General features: G+C 41.6%; 22 protein-coding genes. 10 read left to right on the top strand and 12 right to left on the bottom strand.

Annotation, left to right across the window (positions count from 1 at the left end; genetic code table 11):
* Positions 1-59 precede the first annotated feature (59 nt).
* The 4 genes from WG905_RS18995 to WG905_RS18980 all read left to right on the top strand — a co-directional run bounded on the left by WG905_RS18995 (position 60) and on the right by WG905_RS18980 (position 3,806).
* Positions 60-2,021, top strand: a complete 1,962-nt coding sequence (locus tag WG905_RS18995) for a beta-N-acetylhexosaminidase (protein WP_339593342.1) — start codon at positions 60-62, stop codon at positions 2,019-2,021.
* A 4-nt stretch (positions 2,022-2,025) separates the two neighbouring features.
* A complete protein-coding gene (locus WG905_RS18990) occupies positions 2,026-2,835 on the top strand; it encodes a tRNA pseudouridine synthase A (protein WP_339593341.1) in 810 nt (269 codons plus the stop codon).
* An 82-nt stretch (positions 2,836-2,917) separates the two neighbouring features.
* Positions 2,918-3,376: a DoxX family protein gene (locus WG905_RS18985; RefSeq protein WP_339593340.1), complete on the top strand. Its 459-nt coding sequence runs from the start codon at positions 2,918-2,920 to the stop codon at positions 3,374-3,376.
* Between the two features lie 34 nt (positions 3,377-3,410).
* On the top strand, positions 3,411-3,806 hold the full coding sequence (locus WG905_RS18980) for an acyl-CoA thioesterase (RefSeq protein WP_339593339.1): 396 nt from the start codon (positions 3,411-3,413) through the stop codon (positions 3,804-3,806).
* On the opposite strand, the gene WG905_RS18975 is transcribed toward WG905_RS18980, so the two are convergent.
* Genes WG905_RS18975 through WG905_RS18960 form a run of 4 tightly spaced genes read right to left on the bottom strand, consistent with a single transcriptional unit; the run spans position 3,807 to position 7,118 of the window.
* Entirely contained in the window at positions 3,807-4,319 is a 513-nt protein-coding gene (locus WG905_RS18975; protein WP_339593338.1) for a shikimate kinase, read from the bottom strand.
* Between the two features lies 1 nt (position 4,320).
* A complete protein-coding gene (locus WG905_RS18970; protein ID WP_339593337.1) occupies positions 4,321-5,376 on the bottom strand; it encodes an ABC transporter permease in 1,056 nt (351 codons plus the stop codon).
* Position 5,377: 1 nt separating this feature from the next.
* On the bottom strand, positions 5,378-6,529 hold the full coding sequence (locus tag WG905_RS18965) for a BT_3928 family protein (RefSeq protein ID WP_339593336.1): 1,152 nt from the start codon (positions 6,527-6,529) through the stop codon (positions 5,378-5,380).
* Between the two features lie 46 nt (positions 6,530-6,575).
* Positions 6,576-7,118, bottom strand: a complete 543-nt coding sequence (locus WG905_RS18960; RefSeq protein WP_339593335.1) for a DUF1599 domain-containing protein — start codon at positions 7,116-7,118, stop codon at positions 6,576-6,578.
* Between the two features lie 54 nt (positions 7,119-7,172).
* Between WG905_RS18960 and folP the strand changes: the two genes are divergently transcribed.
* Complete coding sequence (gene folP / locus WG905_RS18955) at positions 7,173-8,030, top strand: dihydropteroate synthase (RefSeq protein WP_339593334.1); 858 nt, start codon at positions 7,173-7,175, stop codon at positions 8,028-8,030.
* Between the two features lie 28 nt (positions 8,031-8,058).
* Complete coding sequence (cdaA, locus tag WG905_RS18950) at positions 8,059-8,850, top strand: diadenylate cyclase CdaA (RefSeq protein WP_339593393.1); 792 nt, start codon at positions 8,059-8,061, stop codon at positions 8,848-8,850.
* Here cdaA and WG905_RS18945 read toward each other — a convergent pair.
* Entirely contained in the window at positions 8,847-9,032 is a 186-nt protein-coding gene (locus tag WG905_RS18945; protein ID WP_339593333.1) for a hypothetical protein, read from the bottom strand. The two genes, cdaA and WG905_RS18945, sit on opposite strands and share 4 nt — an antisense overlap.
* A 172-nt stretch (positions 9,033-9,204) precedes the next feature.
* Between WG905_RS18945 and WG905_RS18940 the strand changes: the two genes are divergently transcribed.
* Entirely contained in the window at positions 9,205-9,768 is a 564-nt protein-coding gene (locus WG905_RS18940; RefSeq protein WP_339593332.1) for an SRPBCC family protein, read from the top strand.
* A gap of 83 nt (positions 9,769-9,851) precedes the next feature.
* Here the strand turns inward: WG905_RS18940 and WG905_RS18935 are convergent, their stop codons facing one another.
* On the bottom strand, positions 9,852-10,262 hold the full coding sequence (locus WG905_RS18935; RefSeq protein WP_339593331.1) for a BrxA/BrxB family bacilliredoxin: 411 nt from the start codon (positions 10,260-10,262) through the stop codon (positions 9,852-9,854).
* Positions 10,263-10,425: 163 nt separating this feature from the next.
* Between WG905_RS18935 and WG905_RS18930 the strand changes: the two genes are divergently transcribed.
* Positions 10,426-10,641 carry a hypothetical protein gene (locus WG905_RS18930; protein WP_339593330.1) on the top strand — a complete coding sequence of 72 codons (216 nt, stop codon included), beginning with the start codon at positions 10,426-10,428 and terminating at the stop codon, positions 10,639-10,641.
* 23 nt (positions 10,642-10,664) lie between these two features.
* Here WG905_RS18930 and WG905_RS18925 read toward each other — a convergent pair whose 3' ends face one another.
* Complete coding sequence (locus tag WG905_RS18925; RefSeq protein WP_339593329.1) at positions 10,665-11,333, bottom strand: DNA alkylation repair protein; 669 nt, start codon at positions 11,331-11,333, stop codon at positions 10,665-10,667.
* 12 nt (positions 11,334-11,345) lie between these two features.
* The gene (locus WG905_RS18920) at positions 11,346-11,771 is read right to left on the bottom strand and encodes a DUF1801 domain-containing protein (protein ID WP_339593328.1); all 426 of its coding nucleotides are present in this window, start codon (positions 11,769-11,771) and stop codon (positions 11,346-11,348) included.
* Positions 11,772-12,386: 615 nt separating this feature from the next.
* On the opposite strand from WG905_RS18920, the gene WG905_RS18915 reads away from it, so the two are divergent.
* Complete coding sequence (locus tag WG905_RS18915) at positions 12,387-12,638, top strand: sialidase family protein (RefSeq protein WP_339593327.1); 252 nt, start codon at positions 12,387-12,389, stop codon at positions 12,636-12,638.
* Positions 12,639-12,656: 18 nt separating this feature from the next.
* On the opposite strand, the gene WG905_RS18910 is transcribed toward WG905_RS18915, so the two are convergent.
* The gene (locus WG905_RS18910; protein ID WP_339593326.1) at positions 12,657-12,977 is read right to left on the bottom strand and encodes a DUF805 domain-containing protein; all 321 of its coding nucleotides are present in this window, start codon (positions 12,975-12,977) and stop codon (positions 12,657-12,659) included.
* Positions 12,978-13,350: 373 nt separating this feature from the next.
* Here WG905_RS18910 and ahcY point away from each other — a divergent pair, with 373 nt between their 5' ends.
* Positions 13,351-14,667 (top strand): adenosylhomocysteinase, encoded by a 1,317-nt coding sequence (gene ahcY, locus WG905_RS18905; RefSeq protein WP_339593325.1) that lies wholly within the window; start codon positions 13,351-13,353, stop codon positions 14,665-14,667.
* Between the two features lie 115 nt (positions 14,668-14,782).
* Here the strand turns inward: ahcY and gltS are convergent, their stop codons facing one another.
* From gltS to WG905_RS18890, 3 genes are all read right to left on the bottom strand, one after another.
* The gene (gene gltS, locus WG905_RS18900) at positions 14,783-15,982 is read right to left on the bottom strand and encodes a sodium/glutamate symporter (RefSeq protein ID WP_339593324.1); all 1,200 of its coding nucleotides are present in this window, start codon (positions 15,980-15,982) and stop codon (positions 14,783-14,785) included.
* Positions 15,983-16,189: 207 nt separating this feature from the next.
* Entirely contained in the window at positions 16,190-17,710 is a 1,521-nt protein-coding gene (locus WG905_RS18895) for a RagB/SusD family nutrient uptake outer membrane protein (protein WP_339593323.1), read from the bottom strand.
* A gap of 48 nt (positions 17,711-17,758) precedes the next feature.
* Complete coding sequence (locus WG905_RS18890) at positions 17,759-20,851, bottom strand: SusC/RagA family TonB-linked outer membrane protein (RefSeq protein ID WP_339593322.1); 3,093 nt, start codon at positions 20,849-20,851, stop codon at positions 17,759-17,761.
* Positions 20,852-21,201: the final 350 nt, after the last annotated feature.

Below are 21,201 nucleotides of genomic sequence, written 5' to 3'. Positions count from 1 at the left end.
ATACTGTTAAATAATACCACATTATACTGTTACTACGATTAAACATTAATGAAATCCCTATGAAAAGAAGCCTTCCGATTATTATTTGCCTGTTCCTTTATTTTCAGGCAGCTGGTCAGGAGATCACTGCCATTCATACCATGTCGTCTTCGGAAAGCATGGCCGTATTACCACCAGAAATAGCGATCATACCAGAACCCGTGTCGGTCATCAAAAATACCGGACATTTTATTTTGCCCGAGAACGTAATTATCAAGGCAGTAGCCACACCAGCGATGAAAGCGGTGACAGATTACCTCCAGGAAAGGCTTTCCACTGCGACAGGAAGTTTCGTCAGCAGCAGTCCTGCACCTGAAGCTGCACCAACAATCAGGTTGATCATCAACAGCAAACAAAACAAAGAATTAGGAGCAGAAGGCTATCATTTATCCGTTTTAAAAAATTCAATTGTGATTAAAGCCAATGCTGAAGCCGGCTTATTTTATGGTATACAAAGCCTCCTGCAATTGTTCCCTAAAGAAATTGAGGCCAAAGATGTGGTGAAAGATATCGAATGGAAGGCTCCATGCGTAGAGATTACTGATTATCCACGCCTGGGCTGGAGAGGATTGATGTTTGATGTGGCACGTCACTTCTTCACCAAGAAAGAGGTAAAGCAATACATTGATGCCATGGCACGTTATAAATTCAATGTTTTGCACCTGCACTTAACAGATGATGAAGGCTGGAGAATAGAAATTAAAGGCTATCCAAAACTAACAGAAGTAGGTGCCTGGAATGTAAAGAAGGTGGGAACATTTGGAGATTTCATACCACCAACAGCAGATGAGCCGAGAACTTACGGCGGTTTCTATACCCAGGAAGACCTCAAAGAACTCGTTAAATATGCCCAGGATAGGTTTATCAATATCTTACCCGAAGTAGATGTGCCTGGCCACAGTCTTGCTGTTATCGCCTCATACCCAGAATTATCCTGCACACCGGGAGCAGATCAATACAAAGTGCGTTCCGGAGAAAAGATCATGGACTGGTCTAGAGGCGCACCACCTACTGCCCTGGTCGACAATACCCTTTGTCCGGCAAATGAAAAAGTATACCAGTTTTTAGATACCGTGATTACACAGGTTGCCTCTATATTCCCTTTCGAATACATCCATATGGGAGGCGACGAAGCCCCGAGAAATTTTTGGGCGAAAAATCCTGCCATACTGGACCTGATGAAAAGAGAAGGTTTAAAAAACATGGACCAGGTACAAGGTTATTTTGAAAAAAGAGTACAGCGCATCGTCGAGTCCAAAGGGAAGAAATTCATTGGATGGGACGAAATTCTTGACGGAGATATCCCATCCAGCGCAGCCATTATGGCCTGGAGAGGAGAGAAATATGGAATTGAAGCGGCAAAAAAGAAACACCAGGTGGTGATGAGCCCCAGCCAGTATGCGTATTTAGATTATATGCAAAGTGATGTGATTGCAGAGCCAAAAGTATATGCCTCACTGCGTTTAAGCAAGGCTTATGAATTTGACCCCATACCTGCAGGTGTAGATCCGGCTTATATTAAAGGCGGACAAGGAAATTTATGGACAGAACAAGTTTTCAACATCAGGCAGGCAGAATACATGACCTGGCCAAGAGGCTTTGCCATTGCAGAATCAGCTTGGTCTCCCAAAGAAAAGAAAAACTGGAAGAGTTTCTTTGCTAAAGTAGAACAGCATTTTAAAAGACTGGATGTTGCAGAAACAAAATATGCACCAAGTGTTTATGACCCTATATTTAAAGCATCCCGAACACCGGATAAAAACCTGCTGATTGATTTAAGCACAGAAGTGGAAGGACTGGACATCTATTACAGTTTCGACAACTCTTATCCGGACCATTTTTACCCTAAGTATACGGAGCCATTGTTAACACCAAAAGATGCCACCTTATTGAGGGTCATCACCTATAAAGGAACACAACCTGTTGGCAGAATGCTCAACATGCCGATAGCGGAATTACAAAAAAGAATAGGAAAAAAATAAGACATTGAGATACTTTGTTCATATCAGTTATCACGGCCTGCATTTTAGGGGCTGGCAGAGACAACCGGGGGTTTTAAACGTACAGGGTGTGCTGGAAAAAGCATTATCCCAGGTGCTTAAAACTCCTGTGGAAATCAATGGCTGTGGCCGCACAGATGCACAGGTTCATGCCAGTCAGTTCTTTTTCCACATGGACCTGGACAAAACATGGGATTATGACCTGGTTTTCCGCTTAAACAAGCTCCTGCCCGCAAGTATAGCCGTTTACGACATTATTCCTATGGATGGGCTGCAACATGCCCGCTTTGACGCCGTATTGCGTTCTTACGATTACTTTATTCATACCTATAAAAACCCCTTCCTTAATGGGCTTAGTGCTTTATACTTAGTAAAAGACCTGGATCTGGATAAAATGAAACAAGCAGTGGCCCTGCTGCCCCAATACAAAGATTACAGGGCTTTCTGCATTAGTCCGGATAAATATGAACACACCATCTGCAACGTCATGTCGGCACAGCTGTTGGTTGATGACAATGCGGACCGCATCAGGTTCCAAATTTCCGCTAACCGTTTTTTAGGTAAAATGATCCGCATCATCATGGGCCAGGTGATAAAAATCGGCCGTGGCCTCGTTAGCGTCGACGAGTTTGAAGGATACCTGATCAGCAAAGAAACGCCGGCGCTCATTACCCCTGCCCATCCCCAAGGGCTTTATCTTTCCAGGGTGATCTACCCCTATTTGAACCTGCCACCACGTTCACAATTCTCCGCCATCATGCAAAACCAGGATGACCAGCTGTGGAAACGGCTGTAAGCCGCTTATGCTAAAGCACTTGATTAATTCCTGTAATTTATATAACTTTAATCGAGGACTTCGCTAAAAATGAAGGAATTGTATGAACGTTATTAACAAAGTTGAACACTGGGGTGATGTCCACAGGCCTAAATGGTTAGATGTGATCAGAATTGCATTAGGGTTGTTAATCTTTTTTAAAGGCATTGCGCTGATCAGTAACAATACAGCCTCTCAAGACTTAATATTACAAAACAACGTATTCGGATTTTCAGGAATGATTGCAAGTCTGATCATACATATCGTCGCCTTTGCGCACCTTGTAGGCGGATTATTCATAGCCATCGGTTTGCTTACCCGCTTCTCAGTCGTCATACAAATGCCAATTCTGTTGGGCGCCATCCTTTTCGTCAACCTGGCCAAAGGCTTTACCATACTCAATTCAGAATTGTGGCTCTCCATCATTGTTTTCTTATTACTGATTCTTTTCTGGATTGTGGGTTCCGGCCCCCTCTCCGTTGATCACACGATGAAAGGGAAAAAGAGAGTAAGATATGATTGAGCAATATAATTTGTAAATTTGCTCAAAAAATAGTATGAATTTTCACACACGTAAATGGGTAAAACCCGAAGACTTAAATCCTAACGGAACACTATTCGGAGGAAGTTTATTAAAATGGATCGATGAGGAAGCGGCAATATATGCTATTGTTCAGCTGGAAAATTCGCTCGTAGTGACTAAATACATATCTGAAATCAACTTTGTCAGTTCTGCGGAACAAGGCGACATCATTGAAATGGGAATTACGGCTACCGCTTTTGGCACCACGTCTTTAACGATGCGTTGTGAGGTACGTAATAAAATTACCCGTAAAAGCATTTTAACGATCGACAAGCTTGTTTTTGTGAACGTAGATGAAGACGGTAATCCACTTCCGCATGGAAAAACACGGATCAAGTTCATTGAAGAACAATTCATGGATGAGAAATAATTAATTTTTATCGTTCGAGAAGATTAAAGCCTTCAGGTCATCGGCACCTAAATTAATGCCATTTACAACTGACTTTGCTTTAAGATAGTGCACTTTCCTTTCCGAGAGTTTTTGTTCAATATACTCCTGGATTTGTTCCTGATTAAGATCCTTTAACAAAGGCCTGGTAGATTTACCACCCTGCAAACGGGTAGCTAATGCAGGAGCGGGCATTTCGATGTAAATGGTATGTCCGTTAGCGTTCATCCAATCCATGTTATCAAAAAAACAAGGCGTGCCTCCACCGGTTGCTATAATGGTATTCTGGTCATAATTAAGCGTCTTCAACATTTCACTTTCCAGCTTCCTGAAGGCATCCTCCCCATGATCAGCAAAAAAAGAAGCCACCGACTGCCCTAACTTATTTTCGATTTCATGGTCGAGGTCTACCAATCGATAACCCAACCTTGCAGAAAGCTTTTTTGCCAGCGTGGTTTTGCCACAGCCCATAAAACCAATTAGAAATACCCTCATTTTAAGCAAGCTTAACCCTTGGATCAACCAAGGCATATAATATGTCTACCAATATATTTACAATTACAAATATAAAAGCAATAAATAAAATAGAACCCATCACGACAGGAAAATCAGACATCTCTAGTGCGGTTACCGTAGTACGGCCCAAGCCATTATAGCCAAAAACATATTCCACGAAGAAAGATCCGGCCAACAGCGATGCAAACCAACCCGAGATAGCTGTAATCACAGGGTTCAAAGCATTTTTCAAAGCATGTTTATAAATAATGGCATCCCTGCCGAGCCCCTTTGCCCTTGCAGTACGGATATAATCCTGCCCTAATACATCAAGCATGGCACTGCGTGTCAGCTGCACGATAATGGCCAGGGGCCTTAAGCCCAAAGTTACCATCGGGAGCCACAAGTTCCTCCAGGTGGTCACTTCCCCTTCAAAAGGATCATAGCTGTATAAACTGCCAGACATGCTCAGCCCGGTATAATCACTGAGCACAAAGCCAAAGAACCATGCAATGATAATCCCGGCGAAGAACGAAGGCGCCGAAATACCCAGGATAGCAAAAGAATTTGCGGCTTTATCAATCCAGGTGTCCCGGTGTACGGCAGAAATCACACCCAGAAACACACCGATCACAGTGGCAAAAATCATTGCCGTTACCGCTAAAATAAAGGTGTTGGGAACCGTTTCAGATAGGATTGTTGTGACATCACGTTTGGTTTGATAAGACCTTCGCAGGTAAGGCACTTTCAAAGCAATCACGTCATCACCCAGGTCGATTACCTTTGCGTAACCATACTTTTGCTGCGCTTCGGCTGTATTTTCATGAAGACCGATGGGCGAAAGATCATTGACATATAAAAAAAACTGAACAGGCTTAGACTTGTCCAGTCCGAACTCTTTACGTACAGCATCCAGCGATTGCACATCAGAGCGCTGCCCCATGGTCATCCTTGCCGGGTCACCGGGTAAAATATTAAACAAAACAAATACCACGACAACCACGCCGGCAATTACTGCCAAACCGTATAAGAATTTCTTTAATGCGTACTGAAACATGTTATTTACTGAAATAAGTATCTACAAGAAATTCGAAAGAAGGCATGGTATTGTAATGCCATTTGTTGATGACTACACCGTCTTTTAACAATAATACCCCGGGGTTTGCCCTTACCATACTTTTTAAAGGCACGGCATCTGCATAAAAGATTTCAGTAAACAACTTCATCCTTTTGCTGAAAGCAGCTGCATCCTGAGCAGAATTTGAGGTAAGCAATACGGTCCTGATGTTAAAGTCTTTTTCAGCTTCCAGTGCCATATCGTTCAGTTTGGCCATCGCTTTTTCGTTGGTGGCACCCAGGTCGTAGGCGACAATAATCAGGTTATAGTAAGGATTTTCGATCAATTCTTTTGTATAATCAGTTCCTGAAGCGTCACTGATAGACAAATCTTTAATCTTAGGCTCAAAGCCTTTCTTGATCAGTTTCTTTACCGGATCACCGGTAATTACCCAGCTGGTATCTTTCCAGATTTCGGTTTTAAGGTACTCTTTGTCAGACATATCCTTCTTCTCACCTGTCGCCTGGTTTTCAAGGTGATACATAATCAGGAATTCATCCAGCACAGCACCTTCAGGTGTTTTCATCAGCTCAGGCAGGTTTGCCCCGACTTTATAAGGTAGAAAATCGACAAACGGCCCCCTGCTATAGGTAACCAGCGAAAAACCGACGGAGGCAATCAGCACCACGACCAGGATCGTTATCTGGCTGCGCTCTTTTCTAATCAGCGGTAAAACACGGTCCCTGTAGATAAACAGGTAAACAATTAAAATCAACAGGATGATATCTTTACCGAAGGATTGCCATGGTGTTAACGGGATGGCATCACCGAAACAACCACAGGATGTAACCACTTTAAAAGCGGCGGAAACAAAGGTGAGGAAGGTGAAAAAGATGATGATGGCCAACAAGCCGGTAATCACTTTCCTGCTCCACAAACCCAATAACAGCAAGATGCCCAGCACAATTTCAAGCACACATAAAAATATGGCGATGCCAGTAGCAATTCCACTTAAAAATGGCATATGAAACACTTCAAAATATTCCTGAAGTTTATAGCCAAAGCCCAGCGGATCGTTAGCCTTAATTAAGCCTGAAAAAATGAACAGGATACCAACAAATAATCTCGCAAAAATAAGGAGCCCTCTATGCATCTGGTTATAGTTTGTTTAATTGTGATGAAGCCATCATGATTTGTTATTATTTTACATCCATTTTAATCAATGCAAAAACAGCATAGTTCAGCATATCCTGGTAATTGCCATATACCCCTTCAGAGGCTAAAGTAGCGCCGGCATTATCTTCAATCTGTTTAACCCTTAAAATTTTCATGAGGATGAGATCCGTTAAGGAAGATATGCGCATATCTCTCCAGGCCTCACCATAATCGTGGTTTTTAGCTAGCATTAGTTCTCTTGCAGCCCTTACCTGGTTATCGAATAATGACTCCACCAATGAAACTTCAAGTTCATAGGGGTCGTCGGGAGAAAGGTGAAGCTGTGTCATGGCAATGACGCAGTAATTCACAATGGCGATATATTCAGGGATTATTCCTTCATCAACTTTAGCTACTTTCTTCTCTTCAAGTGTACGGACGCGCTGAGCTTTTATAAAAAGCTGATCAGTAATTGATTGAGGACGGAGAATGCGCCATGCGGTGCCGTAGTCTATGGTTTTCTTTAAAAAAAGCGATTTACAAACCGCTATAACTGCATCGTATTCTTGTAGGGTTTTTGTTGCCAAAACAATTTATTATTTAGTTTAAAGCTGTTTATTACTGTATTTTTGTATTAAACAATGGATAAAGATACATTTTTAAACCGAAAGACAACACTTAACCTCAAAGGTGAAATACTGGATTTAAGTACCCCTTGTGTAATGGGAATCGTAAATATTACCCCCGATTCCTTTTTTAAAGACAGCAGAAATGCAACCGTTGATGCGGCGCTGATTAAAACGGAAAGACTGCTGGAAGAAGGCGCTAAATTCATAGATATTGGTGGTTACTCGTCCCGACCGGGGGCAAAGGAAGTGAGCACCGTTGAAGAAATTGACAGGGTTGTACCCGTAATTGAAGCCATTCAAAAAAGTTTTCCCGAAGCAATTTTATCCATCGATACCTTTAGGGCCGCTGTAGCCAGGGCAAGCATAAAGGCAGGTGCACACGTGATCAACGACATTTCCGGCGGTGAGCTGGATGAGGAGATGTTCCAGGCAGCAGGGGAGTTAAACGTTCCCTATATCCTGATGCACATGAAGGGCACGCCGCAAAATATGCAGCAGGATCCACATTATGATAACGTTACGCTGGAAGTCATTACTTACCTGGTCGATAAAGTTGCCGCCTTAAAAAAACTGGGCGTTAAAGACATCATCCTTGATCCCGGTTTTGGCTTTGCTAAAAGTGTCGATCATAATTACAAGCTCCTCCAGGAAATGGAAGACCTCCACATTATTGGCCTGCCCCTGTTGGTAGGTTTTTCCCGAAAATCCATGATACAAAAAACACTGGGCATCACTGCAGTGCAGGCGCTGAACGGGACTTCTGTTTTAAATACAATTGCCTTATTAAAAGGGGCAAAAATATTAAGGGTGCACGATGTGCAGGAAGCACGTGAATGTATTACGCTGATTCAAAAAATGCAACAAGTTTAATTTGCATTAAATTATTAACTTGGCAAGAATGAAAGGCTTTGATTTCGACTTTTTAAAGATTACCATTACCGATATAGTAGACATTATTTTCGTCGCTATTTTAATCTATTACATATATAGCCTGATTAAAAACACCCTCGCTGTTAATCTTTTATTGGGGATGTTCATTATTCTCCTTTTTTACTATGTAGTGGATGCGCTGCACATGAACCTGCTTTCCACTATTATTAATAAATTTATGAGCGTGGGCATCATTGCCCTGATTATCATTTTCCAGCCAGAGATCAGGCGATTTTTGCTCCTTATTGGCAAGAACACCTTTCTCCAGAAGAATAAAGCCTGGTGGGGTTATCTTTTTGGCAATAAAGAAATTGAAAGGGATAACCTGGCCAGGATAAAACCTGTGATTGATGCCTGCAAGAGCATGAAAAAATCCAGAACAGGCGCCTTGATTATCTTTGTAAAATTTTACGATGATCAGCTTTTTGCAAACAGCTGCGAAGTGATCGATGCGAAAATATCCAAACGCCTGCTGGAAAGTATATTCCAGAAAAACAGTCCGCTGCATGATGGCGCGGTCGTGATCTCTGAAAACAAAATCAAAAGCGCCAGCTGCATCCTGCCACTGACGGAAAACGATAAACTTCCGCCACAGTTTGGTCTGCGGCACAGGGCAGGAATTGGGGTATCAGAGCATACAGATGCTGTTGCTGTGATTGTTTCTGAAGAAACAGGGGAAATAGCCTACGCTAAACAAGGCAGGGTGAGAATGAATGTATCTTTCGGGGAACTTGAAAAACTTCTTAATAAAGACTTCTAGCTGTTACCTTTCTCATTATTTGCCTTTGCCTCAAATGGAATCACTGGAACACCATTCACAAAAATGACCATTCCTTTTGCAGCAGGCTGTTCTGAAACGGTATGATCCTTATTTTTACCTAGGGAGCGCAAGGCAGCTAACTTTTTATTTTCACAATATCTTACTGATCTTTCTTTCATCATTATAAATTATAAATACAATTTAATAAAAATTTCTTAAGTAGGATAATTGCAAAACAATTTTACGTTTCATTTTGTATAAAATGAGTTTACCTGGTATACAAAAATTAGTTGCATGTTTGACCTATTCAACCTGTAGGATTCACAGGCTGTAAAAAACCTAAAATAAATTTAAATGAAGATCTTAAAAGGCTTGCTTTTCCTCTTGGTGGGAATTGTTGTATTGGCACTAGTCGTTGCCCTCTTTGTCAAAAAAGAATATGCCATAGAACGGGAAATTGTTATTGAGAAACCGCGGCAAACCGTATACGATTATATTAAATTTTTAAAGAACCAGGACCAGTTTAGCGTGTGGGCCAATATGGATCCTGCCATGAAAAAGGAATACCGTGGTACCGATGGAGCGGTGGGTTTTGTATCTGCCTGGGAAAGCAAGAACAGTAATGTAGGGAAAGGGGAGCAGGAGATCAGGAAGCTACAGAATGGGTTTAGAATAGATACTGAGCTTCGTTTCGTTAAACCTTTGGAATCGACTTCCTATAGTTATATGACCACCGAGGATTACCAGGACATTTACACCAAAGTGAAATGGAATTTTACAGGCAAGATGAATTATCCATTGAACCTTATGATTCTCGTGATGAATATGGACCAGACCATTGGCAATCAGCTGCAGGCTGGTTTGGATAACCTGAAAGTGATCCTGGAAAACAAAGAACAAGGAGCGCTGCCTTATTAATCCTTAAAAAAATAAGGGGTGTCTGTTTTCACAGCACCCCTTATTTTTTTAACCTGCAATTTATTCGCAGGAGAATAATTTAACTAGCAATATTGTTCGAAAGCACCAATTAAGCTATCTGCAATCATTTGCGCAGGACGGCCTTCAATTTGATGACGCTCAATCATATGAACCAATTTACCATCTTTAAATAAAGCCATTGAAGGTGATGATGGTGGGAAAGGCATCATATAACCTCTTGCTTTATCTACAGCATCTTTTTCCATACCTGCAAAAACTGTCACCAGTTTAGTAGGGTGCTTTTCATTTGCTGCTGCAATTCTTGCTGCAGGACGTGCATTCGCTGCTGCGCATCCACAAACAGAATTTACAATCACTAACACTGTACCTTCAGTATTAATGGCGCTATCTACTTCTTCAGGAGTTTTTAATTCTTCAAAACCTACATTGGTAAGTTCTGCACGCATCGGTTCAACTAAATATTCAGGATACATATGATAATTTTTTGAGTTTTCTAATCTTTAAGTTACAAAGGTACAGTACTGGTTCATAGCATCAAAACGATACAATTACTGTGAATTAGTTTTTACGTTGAAATTACTAAAGCAAGTAAAGGATTTTGCATATATTACATGGGCCAAATAAAAATAAATACGAATGAATATATTAATTATTTTAGTGTTTACAGCCATTATCGCTTCCTATTTGTGGGCCGCCTATGACATCGAAAAAAACAGAAAAACAATTCATTGGCTAAATATAGTGGCACTTATATTTGTACCGTTTTTATGGCCTTTTATCTATTTTGCTTTAACGAAGATCTTTTTTAAAACAGCTAAGCGTTTTCCGGTTAGATCAGGATTTTCATTGTAATCCATTTTACTACCATCATATGATTATTTCTCTTTCCTGCTCACCATTTCATTGATCCAGATCGGCGCAAAGGGAGAAGTGCAGCCCTTAGAAACCGGATAATCCCTGTAAATCCCCATTTTTTCGCCGATAGCTAAAGCCCGTTCACGAAGCTCCGGCATATTAATGCCGATCTGCGCTAAAGTGCTGTTCATTGTCCATTGAGTTTCTGGAGCGGATTTCGGCATTTCTGCTTCAATCCTGTCCAGCAAAGCAGAAAGGTCAAGCCCATCGGGGTTTCTGGCCACACGGCCTGCAGTAAGGCTCCAGCCTGCACGTGCGGCCATCGGGTCATTGCTCTTCAGCCAATTTCCACGAAGTAATTCGTTGTCAGGATGCTCCTTCACCACGTAAGCATTGAACCAATCGGCAACCTGGGAAAACCTTTCTGAACGGACCATCCTATCCACTTCATCCACACTCAATTCCTTTGGCTTGACGATCAGCGTAGCTAAAAGACGAGCCTCTACATTGCCCGTTTCCCAAAGTTCCAAAGCCAATGGATGGTTGGTTTTGATTTTTTTGGCTATAGCCCTGATATCTCCCATCTTAACACCAAACTGATTGTCGCCTGCGCCGAACTTAATATTGTGCGCGCGGACTTTTTCATTACCGAGCGATTCGAGTTGGGTTAATATTTCTCTGACTGTCATGTTATACGAATGTTAACTCTGGTATTTCGACTGGAGGAATTCTATTGTCGCTTTCATTAGTTTTTTGAGTGCTTCCTGGTTGATGTCCGATAATTTTTTGACATAAATACAGGCTTTACCCATTTTGAATTTCCCAAGATCTTCCAGTAAATGCTCATGCTCCGGGCTTCCGGTGTACACATAAAGCGAAATAGCCGCCTTGCGTGGCGAAAAACCAATAAGTGGCCAGTCCCCTTCTTGATTACTCCGTTCGGACTTGTAATGGTAACTGCCGAAACCGATCATGGTCGGTCCCCACATTTTTGGTTCATCACCTGTAAAATCCTGCATCAACTTCAGCAGTTCGAAGCTGTCTTTTCGCTTTTGCGCTGTTTCGGCAAATGAATTAATGAATTCTTGAACATCTGCCTCGGTCTGCTTAGTTTTTACTTCTGCCATAAGGTTTCGGATTTATCGTTGTTCAAGTTTAGACAACTTTCGGCATTTTTCAAACCTCCTTGAAAATGAATTCGCTACAGAATGGATTTCGAAAACGAGTTTGAGTTTTGATGTCGCAAATTAAGACATCAAAACTAAGTAGGCGAAATATGCCTTTCCGATACTATTCAACGAAATCTTTTAACGCTGCAATTCTTTCAAAATGTCTTCAGCATCCGCGGTTGTTTTGATATAGCTTTTAAACACCCTGATGGCAAAATAATAAAAGAGCGGAAATATAATGGCGTACCAGTAATCCTACTGCAGTTTATGACCGGTTAAATGGCCCCAATGGGCGAATATGGCTTTTCATGATCTGGAACGATGAGTTTAAGGCCGAATGGTCGGATTTTGCTGCATGGGGCGACAGAAAAATTTATACTACTTATAGTGATGATCATGGAGCAACCTGGTCAGCGCCTGTAGATAGAACAAGCATTCTCTTCATTTGCTACAGTGAGTGCGCTTCCCGATCCGAAATGTGAAGGTTCCATCCTCCGGTATAATACAGATCTGCCAAACCGAAGAATCATTTTTTTAAACTCAAACAGTATCGATAAAAGATGTAACCTCACTGTGAGAATCAGTTATGATGACGGCGTTACCTGGGCCAAAAGCAGAGCCCTTTCTAGTCCGATTAATTGCGACTATAACAATACCATTACAACAAGAGCTGGATATACCAGTATGGCAAAAACTGCTGATTATCATATTGGCGCATTAGTGGAATTAAACGAAGATATCACTCAAAACGAAACCAGTAGTAAATCCATTGAATTCCATAAGTTTAGTCTTGAATGGATTTTAAATGGAACGGTGGAGCCTTAGGAATCTTTTTTACAGTAATTATACCTTTGGGTTCTCGCCATATTCGTTAACACCTATCTCCCCCTCTGCGAAGATCATCCAGAACCCGTAAAAAGGAATGATTTGCCACCATCCACTATTGCCCCTGTCATGACAGCGCTTGGTTCCCTGCGCTAGTAAAAACCAGATCATAGGAATATAAAATAGAACGATAAGGAGATTGGCTGTTTGGCCTTGAGGATCATCGAATGTCATCGTTAGGCCAGTCGCCATTAAAGCTGCTACCATGTAAATAAGATAACTCAGACCATATTCGAGCCTGCGTATCCTGCCACTAAATGAAAATGGATTTTGAAACATACGTTAATTTATATTTGATAAGATGAGAGAATGAGTCTGTTCATAAGTGAGCAGACGTTTCAAATATATAAATTTAATTCTCAATGAGAAAACTACTTTATTTATTGTAAACTTTGACGGAGAAGTTATAAGTACACGGAGATGATATTAACGCCCTACCCCATTCGGTCAGCTTTTTGTTTAACTGTTGATATTACCCGGTGTAAGCAAAAAGTAAAGAAACTTATCAGAATAAAGCTTTTTGTTTTTTGGCCAAACTATTGCGTAAATTTGTACCTGAAAAAAAGAGGATTAAATCTAGCAGTCAATTATTAGCAAAGTATTTTTTCAACTCATTAACTATCTATAAATTAAGAACTTAATCAAAATCAATATGTCATCAGTAGAGACAACTTACGTTCCTTACAAAGTTAAGGACATTTCACTGGCAGAATGGGGCCGCAAAGAAATCGGATTAGCAGAGGCTGAAATGCCAGGTCTAATGTCATTGCGCGAAGAATTTGGCCCATCAAAACCATTAAAAGGAGCCCGCATTGCTGGTTGCCTTCACATGACCATTCAAACTGCAGTTTTAATTGAAACTTTAGTAGAATTAGGTGCAGAAGTAACCTGGTCATCATGTAATATTTTCTCCACACAAGATCACGCTGCTGCTGCAATTGCTGCTGCGGGTATCCAGGTTTATGCCTGGAAAGGTCTGAACGAGGAAGATTTCGACTGGTGTATTGAACAAACATTACACTTTGGTCCTGAGCGCCAGCCTTTAAACATGATCTTGGATGATGGTGGCGATTTAACCAATATGGTATTCGATAAATTCCCTGAACTGATTGCCGGTATCAAAGGTTTATCTGAAGAAACCACAACAGGCGTTCACCGCTTATACGAGCGCATGAAAAACGGAACATTGCACTTACCTGCGATCAACGTAAATGACTCGGTAACAAAATCGAAATTCGATAACAAATACGGATGTCGTGAATCATTGGTTGACGCAATCCGTCGTGCTACCGATATCATGATGGCTGGTAAAGTTGCTGTGGTTGCCGGTTATGGCGATGTGGGTAAAGGTTCTGCAGAATCTCTAAGCTCACAAGGTGTACGTGTGATCATCTCTGAAATTGATCCGATCTGTGCCTTACAGGCTGCAATGGAAGGTTATGAAGTAAAGAAATTTGCTACTGCCGTTCTAGAAGCAGATATTATTGTAACGACTACAGGTAACTGTAACATCGTTCGTGCAGAGCACTTCAAAGTAATGAAAGACAAAGCTATTGTTTGTAACATTGGTCACTTCGACAATGAGATTGACGTAGCCTGGTTAAATACAAATTACGGAGATACTAAAATAGAGATCAAACCTCAGGTTGATAAATATACCATTGACGGAAAAGACATCATTTTATTAGCTGAAGGCCGTTTGGTAAACTTAGGTTGCGCCACAGGTCACCCAAGCTTTGTAATGTCTGCCTCATTCACCAACCAAACTTTAGCGCAGTTAGAATTGTGGACAAACACCGCTAGCTACGAAAATAAGGTATATGTGCTTCCTAAATATTTAGATGAGAAAGTTGCACGTTTACACCTGGCTAAAATCGGTGTGGAACTGGATGTTTTAGATCAGCACCAAGCAGATTATATCGGTGTTCCGGTTGAAGGTCCTTTTAAAGCTGACACTTACAGGTACTAAGTAAACAGCATTACAAAAAAGACTGAGTCAAAAAAATGCCCCCAAAATTTAAACAAATTTGGGGGCATTTTTTTGGGTTAAATTCCACGGTAGCATCACACTAATCCAGTGTAGACTACGCTAAATAACTTACAAATAATTTAATAAATACGTTGTTTAAGATATCAACAAAGAAGGCACCTACCATAGGAACAATTAAAAATGCTTTATGTGATGGACCATATTTGTCGGTTATGGCTTGCATATTGGCGACGGCCGTTGGGGTTGCACCCAATCCAAACCCACAATGTCCAGCACTCAATACAATGGCGTCATAATCGCTTCCCATTACCCTAAAGGTGATGAACATGGCAAATAAAATCATGACTACTGTTTGTAATACCAGCACGATTAATACTTGAGATGCTAGCCCTTGTAATTGCCATAATTGTAAGGACATTAAGGCAATGGTTAAAAATAGGTATAAACCGGTGTTTCCAAGAACATCTACGGCATGATCGTTTACGACATACTTAGAAACCCGGGTAATGGTATTGCGAATGATCACGCCGATAAATAGACACCAAACAAAATTGGGCAGTTCAAGCCACGTTCCTTTTAAATATTCATATAGTAGTTGTCCTGCTGCTAAACAAATTGCTAACATCGTCAGCGTTTCAATCATATTACGAACATTGATTCTTCTATTTGAAGTTGGGCTTTCAAACATTTCTACTGGTTGTTGATGTTCTTGTATTTCATTTGCTGGTTGTATATTCTTTCTTTTCAGCAGTACTTTGGCTACAGGACCTCCGATTATACCACCCATAACTAAGCCATAGGTAGCACATGCCATAGCTAGTTCCATGGCTCCACTGATTTGAAACGTTTCAGTAAGATTTTCTGCCCATGCTGCGCCTGTTCCATGTCCTCCTGTCAGTGTGATGGAGCCTGCAATTAGTCCATAGCTGGGGTTTAATCCTACTAATGATGCTATCGATATTCCGAAAATATTTTGAATGATGATGAATGAACCTGTCAGACAAATGAATATGATTAAGGGTTTCCCTCCTTTTTTTAGCTTTTCGAAATCGGCACTTAACCCGATGGAGGCAAAGAAAATGAGCATCATCGCTGCTTGAAGCGAGCCTTCGAAAGTGAGGCTAATGCCCATAGTGGAATTTAAGATGTAAAGGATAACCGCAATGAAAAAGCCACCTACTACAGGTTCGGGAATGTTGTAGTCTCTAAAAAAACTTACTTTTTTAACGATAAAAAACCCTAAAAGTAAGACAAGGCATGCAAACGCTAATGTTTCAAATAATCCAAATATCATAATGTTTCGTATAGGTTTCAATTTAAAATGAAATGGAAAGGTAATAATAAAATTATAAGAGAGGTTTTTTTGCAGGACAAACGCACTGTACCTTGTGGACATAGATATACCCCATTTACCAGAAGTTAAACGAAAAAAAAAAAAGGGCCAGGATATTACCCCCAGCCCTAATTGGTCACCATAACCCATAAATTATAACTCGAACATTTAAAAAGTATAACCAGGGTTTTGTTCAAGCGCCCTGTTTCTTTCCCATGCCTCACGTGGAATAGGTAAAAGTATTGGCTTGGTTTGAAGCCACGGTTTATTAGCCACATCTAAGGTTGAATAATTAGGCCTGTTGTCACGGATAAAATTAAGGAAACGGCCCCTGCGATTTAAATCGGAGAAAGCGCCTGCAGATTCCCATATAAACTCCATCCTTCTTTCATAAAATATAGCATCAAGAACAGCCGCTTTACCTAAAGTAAGCGGCTTAGGATCTAATTTAGCACGTGTCCGGATACGGTTAACCTGAATCATGGCATCCTGACTGCGGCCAACTTCATTCAAAGCTTCCGCATAGTTCAATACCACCTCAGCATAACGCAACACAGGCGCGTTTACACCCGAGTTCCCGATGGTGGCTTTCTGCCAATATTTAGTAAGGATGTAGCCCGATTTAGACCACCCGGCCGGAACGCTGGCCGGCATCACAAAAGCAGCCATATCCTGGTGTGGTTCTCCCGGACCAATAATTGCCCTCCAATAGCGGTCGTCTTTAATCCTCCCAGCCTGGTCTTTCTCAAAGGCTTGCACCCAGTGTGTCTGTGGAACGAAATTACTCCAGGCACCAGAACCTGTAAACACAGCAGGGGCTCCCCTTGGGGCAGTCCGGTAAACGATATTACTTCCCTCGCCATCGTTTCCACCACGAAACTGTGTAGCAAAAAGCATCTCTGCATTTCCTTCATTCGTTTCCAGAAAAACATCTCTGAAATTGGGCAGGATATTATAAATGCCCAGTGCATTGATTTCTTCACTCACCCGCACGGCCTCCGTCCATTTTTCCTGCCATAGGTAAGCTTTGGCTAAAAACCCTAAAGCTGCACCTTTGGTAACGCGGCCTAAATCATTACCCTGCCATTTTGCAGGCAAAACAGGAATGGCTTCATTGAGGTCTTTCTCTACCTGCGCCCAGACCTCCGCTGTGCTCGCTCTCGGAATTTCCATATTGGAAGAAGCATCAAGTGCTTCCAGTACCAATGGAACACCACCGAAATAATTAACCAGGCGATAATAAAATATAGCCCTTAAAAACTTTGCCTGTGCCACGATTTTCGCCTTCACATCTTCGTCCAGGCCTTCCATTTTACTCACACTGGAAATCGTTAAATTAGCCCGGCTCACTCCTATATAAGTCTGGCTATACAGATCTCTGATCTTTGTATTACTGGACGGCAGGTTCAATGAGTGAATTTCAATCCTTGCCGCCGATCCGTCCATTTCATACAAATCGCCACTCATGGCCCACTCAATATCCGCAGCATCAATGGATACCCCGTAAGTTTCATTGGGTTGTAACTGACCATAAACGCCGGTAAGTGATGCCAGTGCATCTTTTTCTGTCTGGAAAAAGTTAGCATCCGTTAATTGATCCTTCGGCGCCAAGGTCAGAAAGTCTTTCGTACATGACGAAAAAATGCTGATGCTTATTAAAAGCATTATATATTTAAATCCTGTTTTCATCTGTATATTTTTGATTTTTAGTGGTGATGAAGTCATCATATATGAGAATTATAGCGTAAGATTAATACCTGCGGTGAAAGTTCTTGGCATTGGGTAAACGCCATCATCAACTCCTGCCCTGATCGGGTTTGTACTGCCTACTTCAGGATCAAACCCAGAATAAGAAGTGAACGTGAACAGGTTTTGCGCACTTACATAAAACCGAACATTTTTAAAGGAGTTCAATTTATTGGTTAAGGACGAAGGCAGGCTATAACCTAAAACGATATTTCTTACCCTCATGTAATCACCTTTTTCCACATAAAAAGAAGAAGCATTTGCATAATTCCCGTTCGCATCCACATATTTTAAGGCTGGGATTTCATTTTTCCCACTTCCAGGAGTCCAGCGCTCTAAAACATTTATTGAACTGTTCACAACACCCGTTCCTCCGAAATACTTCATCGGATACATAGAAAACTTATTGGAATGGAAAATCTCATTTCCGGCAACCCCCTGCAGCATGACATTTAAATCAAACCCTTTAAAAGCCAGGTCCAGGTTCATCCCATACATGATATCCGGCCATGGTTTTCCCAGTTTCACTTTATCAGCATCAGAAAGAATATTGTCACCATTGATGTCTTTAAACCTGAAATCTCCGGCTACGGCATTGGGTTGTAAAGTTTTATTCACTTCTTCATTGGTCTGGTAAATTCCGTCAACCACATAACCGCGGTAATAACCGATAGGCTGGCCAACTTCTGTAAACGAAGAACTCATGCTGGTAAAGTTAATGGTCGGCCCGTTTATTGGTCGGCCCACACCTAAACTGGTCACCACATTGGTTAAAGTGGAAACATTTCCATTCACATCGATTTTCAATCCACCGACCTGTGTTTTGTACCCAAGTAAGAGCTCAAAACCTTTGTTTTGTACCGCACCACCGTTTACAGAAGGAGCCGTTGTAAAACCAGCCTCGTAAGAAACAGGCAGGTTAACCAACATGTCCTTTGTATTCTTCACATAGTAATCGGCCGTCAGGTAAACAGCGTTATTAAATAAGGAAGCATCAATACCAATATTTGTTTGTTCGGTAGTTTCCCATTTCAGATTCGCATTTCCCGGTCTGGACATGGAGGCTCCTAATATCAAATCCTGGTTTGGCCCGAATACATAGTTGTCACTTGCCGTTCCACTTCTGATGGTATTTAAATAACCGAAAGCACCAATGGCGTCATTACCGAGCTGCCCCCAGCTACCTCTGATTTTCAATGCATTGATGACAGTGGAATTTTTAAGGAAATTTTCCTCCGCAATATTCCATCCTGCCGATACGGAAGGGAAGTTACCCCATTTGTTATTGGGCCCAAAATTCGATGATCCATCTCTCCTGATACTCGCGGAAAACAAATAACGATCGTTGAAGGTATAGTTTACACGTGCCAGGTAAGAAGCTAAAGCATAATCACCGCGGGTGCCACTTGCTTCCCTTAAATCTGTTTTACTACCATTGATTACCTGCAGTTGTTCATTAGAAAACTCCCTGCCGACAGCCGTAATCCAATCCGTTTCACTTTTCTGTGCCGTTTGTCCGACAACAACCGAAATATTGTGTTTATCAATGAGCTTGTTATAGGATAGTGTATTTTCAATTAACCAGGTTAAATCTGTAGCGGCTGTTTCAGCTAAATAAGCCTGAAGGTTTCTGTAATGCCCACGTTCTGCAGTAGGTTCCCAGGAGGTATTTCTGCCATTATCGTTATCGATACCAAGGCTTGTCCTGAATTTTAAGCCTTTGATAATTTCATAGGCACCAAACACATTTCCAAAAACCCTTGAATTTTTTAAACGGTTATCCATTGATTTTGCCCTGAGCACCGGATTGTCTCCCTGGGTAGTGTAATAGGCGGAGGAGCCGTTAATCACCGCATCGGGACCCAATGTAGGATAAAACTGTTGTGCCAGGTTAAAAATACCATAGTTCATGACCTGGTTTTGCTGGCCCTGCGACTGCGTGATGGTATAAGCAAGTGAACCACCAAAAGATAATTTTTCACTTGCTGCTAAATCAGCCGTAAACCGACCGGTATAACGCTTATACTTGGTTTCAATCATGGTTCCATCCTGGTCTAGGTAGCCTAAGGAAACAGCAGCTTTTAATTTCTGCGTGCCACCTGAAGCACTGAAATCATAATTTTGAATCGGTGCGTTTCTAAATACCTGGTCAATCCAGTTCGTACCTGCTCCAAAAGAGGCAGGATTTGCCCATTCCGGATTTGGCGTCATCTTTGAATTGGTATACAGCTCATTCGCCAGGGTCGCAAACTGTTCGGCGTTTAAAAATTCCGGTTTCTTCCACAACTGCGCCACACCAACCGAAGAGTTAAAATTAACCTTTGCCTGTCCTTCCTTGCCGCGTTTTGTGGTGACTAAAATAACGCCGTTTGCGGCTCTGGAGCCATAGATAGCCGCTGATGCTGCATCTTTCAGTACTTCAATGGACTCAATATCATTTGGGTTGATCACTGATAAACCGTCAACTTTATCTGAACTCCTGCCTGTTCCCATACTTCCGCTGCTGATGGGGAAACCATCGACTACATATAAAGGCTGATTACCCCCGGTGGTACCAACACCTCTGATACGTACAGAGGAAGAACCGCCGGGTGCGCCAGAGGTCTGCGAAACATATACCCCGGGAATTTTACCCTGGATGGCAGAGGTGAAACTTGGCGTAGCCACCTTGGTTAGATCTTCTGATTTAATGGAAGAAACGGCCCCTGTCATGTCTTTTCTACGTTGTGTTCCATAACCTACCACCACCACTTCATTTAAAGCACTTGATTCAGGATCAAGCTGAACGGTCAAGGCAGTTTGGTTGTTGACGGCCACCTGTTTACTTTGGTAACCAATGAAAGAGAAAACCAGGGTATCGGTCGTTTTTGCGGTCAATTGAAAGGCTCCATTGATGTCGGTTACGTTACCGGAGTTGCTTCCTTTAATTCTGATACTGACGCCCGGAAGGGTAATCTGGTTAGTTCGGTCTACAACCTTTCCACGTACATTTTGTGTTCCCTGGGCATAACCTGCTTCCGGGAGTAAAGCAAATAGAATTCCCAAAAGGAAACTTATTGCAGTAAAATTCTTTGTTGTCATCATTTGTTTTTAGGTGTTAGTTGATTCAAGGATGGTTAGTCGGATTTTAAAAGTTAAAAAGGGTATCGGTTACGTACCCGTCATTTGAAGATGCTTGACATTGTATGAATTTTAATACTTAGCATAGGCTTAGGTTGGTTGAATTGAATGTAAAGGACTGTTTAGGTTATTCGAGCGAATTCAACAGCAATCTAAGAACAATTTTTAAAAGATCAAATAAATAAAAGGACTATTCGCTGTAACTTCTTCATGCGTGCACACTGAAAGCACGGTCCGTCCACAGTGAGTGCACGGTTTGTTCGGCAAAACGTGCACTCACTGTGGACTCACTGTGGACCCATCATAACCTGACC

Source organism: Pedobacter immunditicola, from assembly GCF_037482985.1.
GTDB classification, from domain to species: Bacteria; Bacteroidota; Bacteroidia; order Sphingobacteriales; family Sphingobacteriaceae; genus Pedobacter; species Pedobacter immunditicola.
Note: the sequence above shows the minus strand (reverse complement) of the source record. Positions and strands in the feature narration are given on the sequence as shown.

Excerpts from the sequence above, each read along its gene's own strand:
- WG905_RS18970 (WP_339593337.1), bottom strand. The coding sequence starts at position 5,376 with ATGTTTCAGTACGCATTAAAGAAATTCTTATACGGTTTGGCAGTAATT.
- folP (WP_339593334.1), top strand. The coding sequence starts at position 7,173 with ATGGATAAAGATACATTTTTAAACCGAAAGACAACACTTAACCTCAAA.
- WG905_RS18975 (WP_339593338.1), bottom strand. The coding sequence starts at position 4,319 with ATGAGGGTATTTCTAATTGGTTTTATGGGCTGTGGCAAAACCACGCTG.
- WG905_RS18895 (WP_339593323.1), bottom strand. The coding sequence starts at position 17,710 with ATGAAAACAGGATTTAAATATATAATGCTTTTAATAAGCATCAGCATT.
- WG905_RS18995 (WP_339593342.1), top strand. The coding sequence starts at position 60 with ATGAAAAGAAGCCTTCCGATTATTATTTGCCTGTTCCTTTATTTTCAG.
- WG905_RS18925 (WP_339593329.1), bottom strand. The coding sequence starts at position 11,333 with ATGACAGTCAGAGAAATATTAACCCAACTCGAATCGCTCGGTAATGAA.
- WG905_RS18985 (WP_339593340.1), top strand. The coding sequence starts at position 2,918 with ATGAACGTTATTAACAAAGTTGAACACTGGGGTGATGTCCACAGGCCT.
- WG905_RS18965 (WP_339593336.1), bottom strand. The coding sequence starts at position 6,529 with ATGCATAGAGGGCTCCTTATTTTTGCGAGATTATTTGTTGGTATCCTG.
- WG905_RS18930 (WP_339593330.1), top strand. The coding sequence starts at position 10,426 with ATGAATATATTAATTATTTTAGTGTTTACAGCCATTATCGCTTCCTAT.
- ahcY (WP_339593325.1), top strand. The coding sequence starts at position 13,351 with ATGTCATCAGTAGAGACAACTTACGTTCCTTACAAAGTTAAGGACATT.
- gltS (WP_339593324.1), bottom strand. The coding sequence starts at position 15,982 with ATGATATTTGGATTATTTGAAACATTAGCGTTTGCATGCCTTGTCTTA.
- WG905_RS18890 (WP_339593322.1), bottom strand. The coding sequence starts at position 20,851 with ATGATGACAACAAAGAATTTTACTGCAATAAGTTTCCTTTTGGGAATT.
- WG905_RS18910 (WP_339593326.1), bottom strand. The coding sequence starts at position 12,977 with ATGTTTCAAAATCCATTTTCATTTAGTGGCAGGATACGCAGGCTCGAA.
- WG905_RS18980 (WP_339593339.1), top strand. The coding sequence starts at position 3,411 with ATGAATTTTCACACACGTAAATGGGTAAAACCCGAAGACTTAAATCCT.
- WG905_RS18935 (WP_339593331.1), bottom strand. The coding sequence starts at position 10,262 with ATGTATCCTGAATATTTAGTTGAACCGATGCGTGCAGAACTTACCAAT.
- WG905_RS18945 (WP_339593333.1), bottom strand. The coding sequence starts at position 9,032 with ATGATGAAAGAAAGATCAGTAAGATATTGTGAAAATAAAAAGTTAGCT.
- cdaA (WP_339593393.1), top strand. The coding sequence starts at position 8,059 with ATGAAAGGCTTTGATTTCGACTTTTTAAAGATTACCATTACCGATATA.
- WG905_RS18940 (WP_339593332.1), top strand. The coding sequence starts at position 9,205 with ATGAAGATCTTAAAAGGCTTGCTTTTCCTCTTGGTGGGAATTGTTGTA.
- WG905_RS18920 (WP_339593328.1), bottom strand. The coding sequence starts at position 11,771 with ATGGCAGAAGTAAAAACTAAGCAGACCGAGGCAGATGTTCAAGAATTC.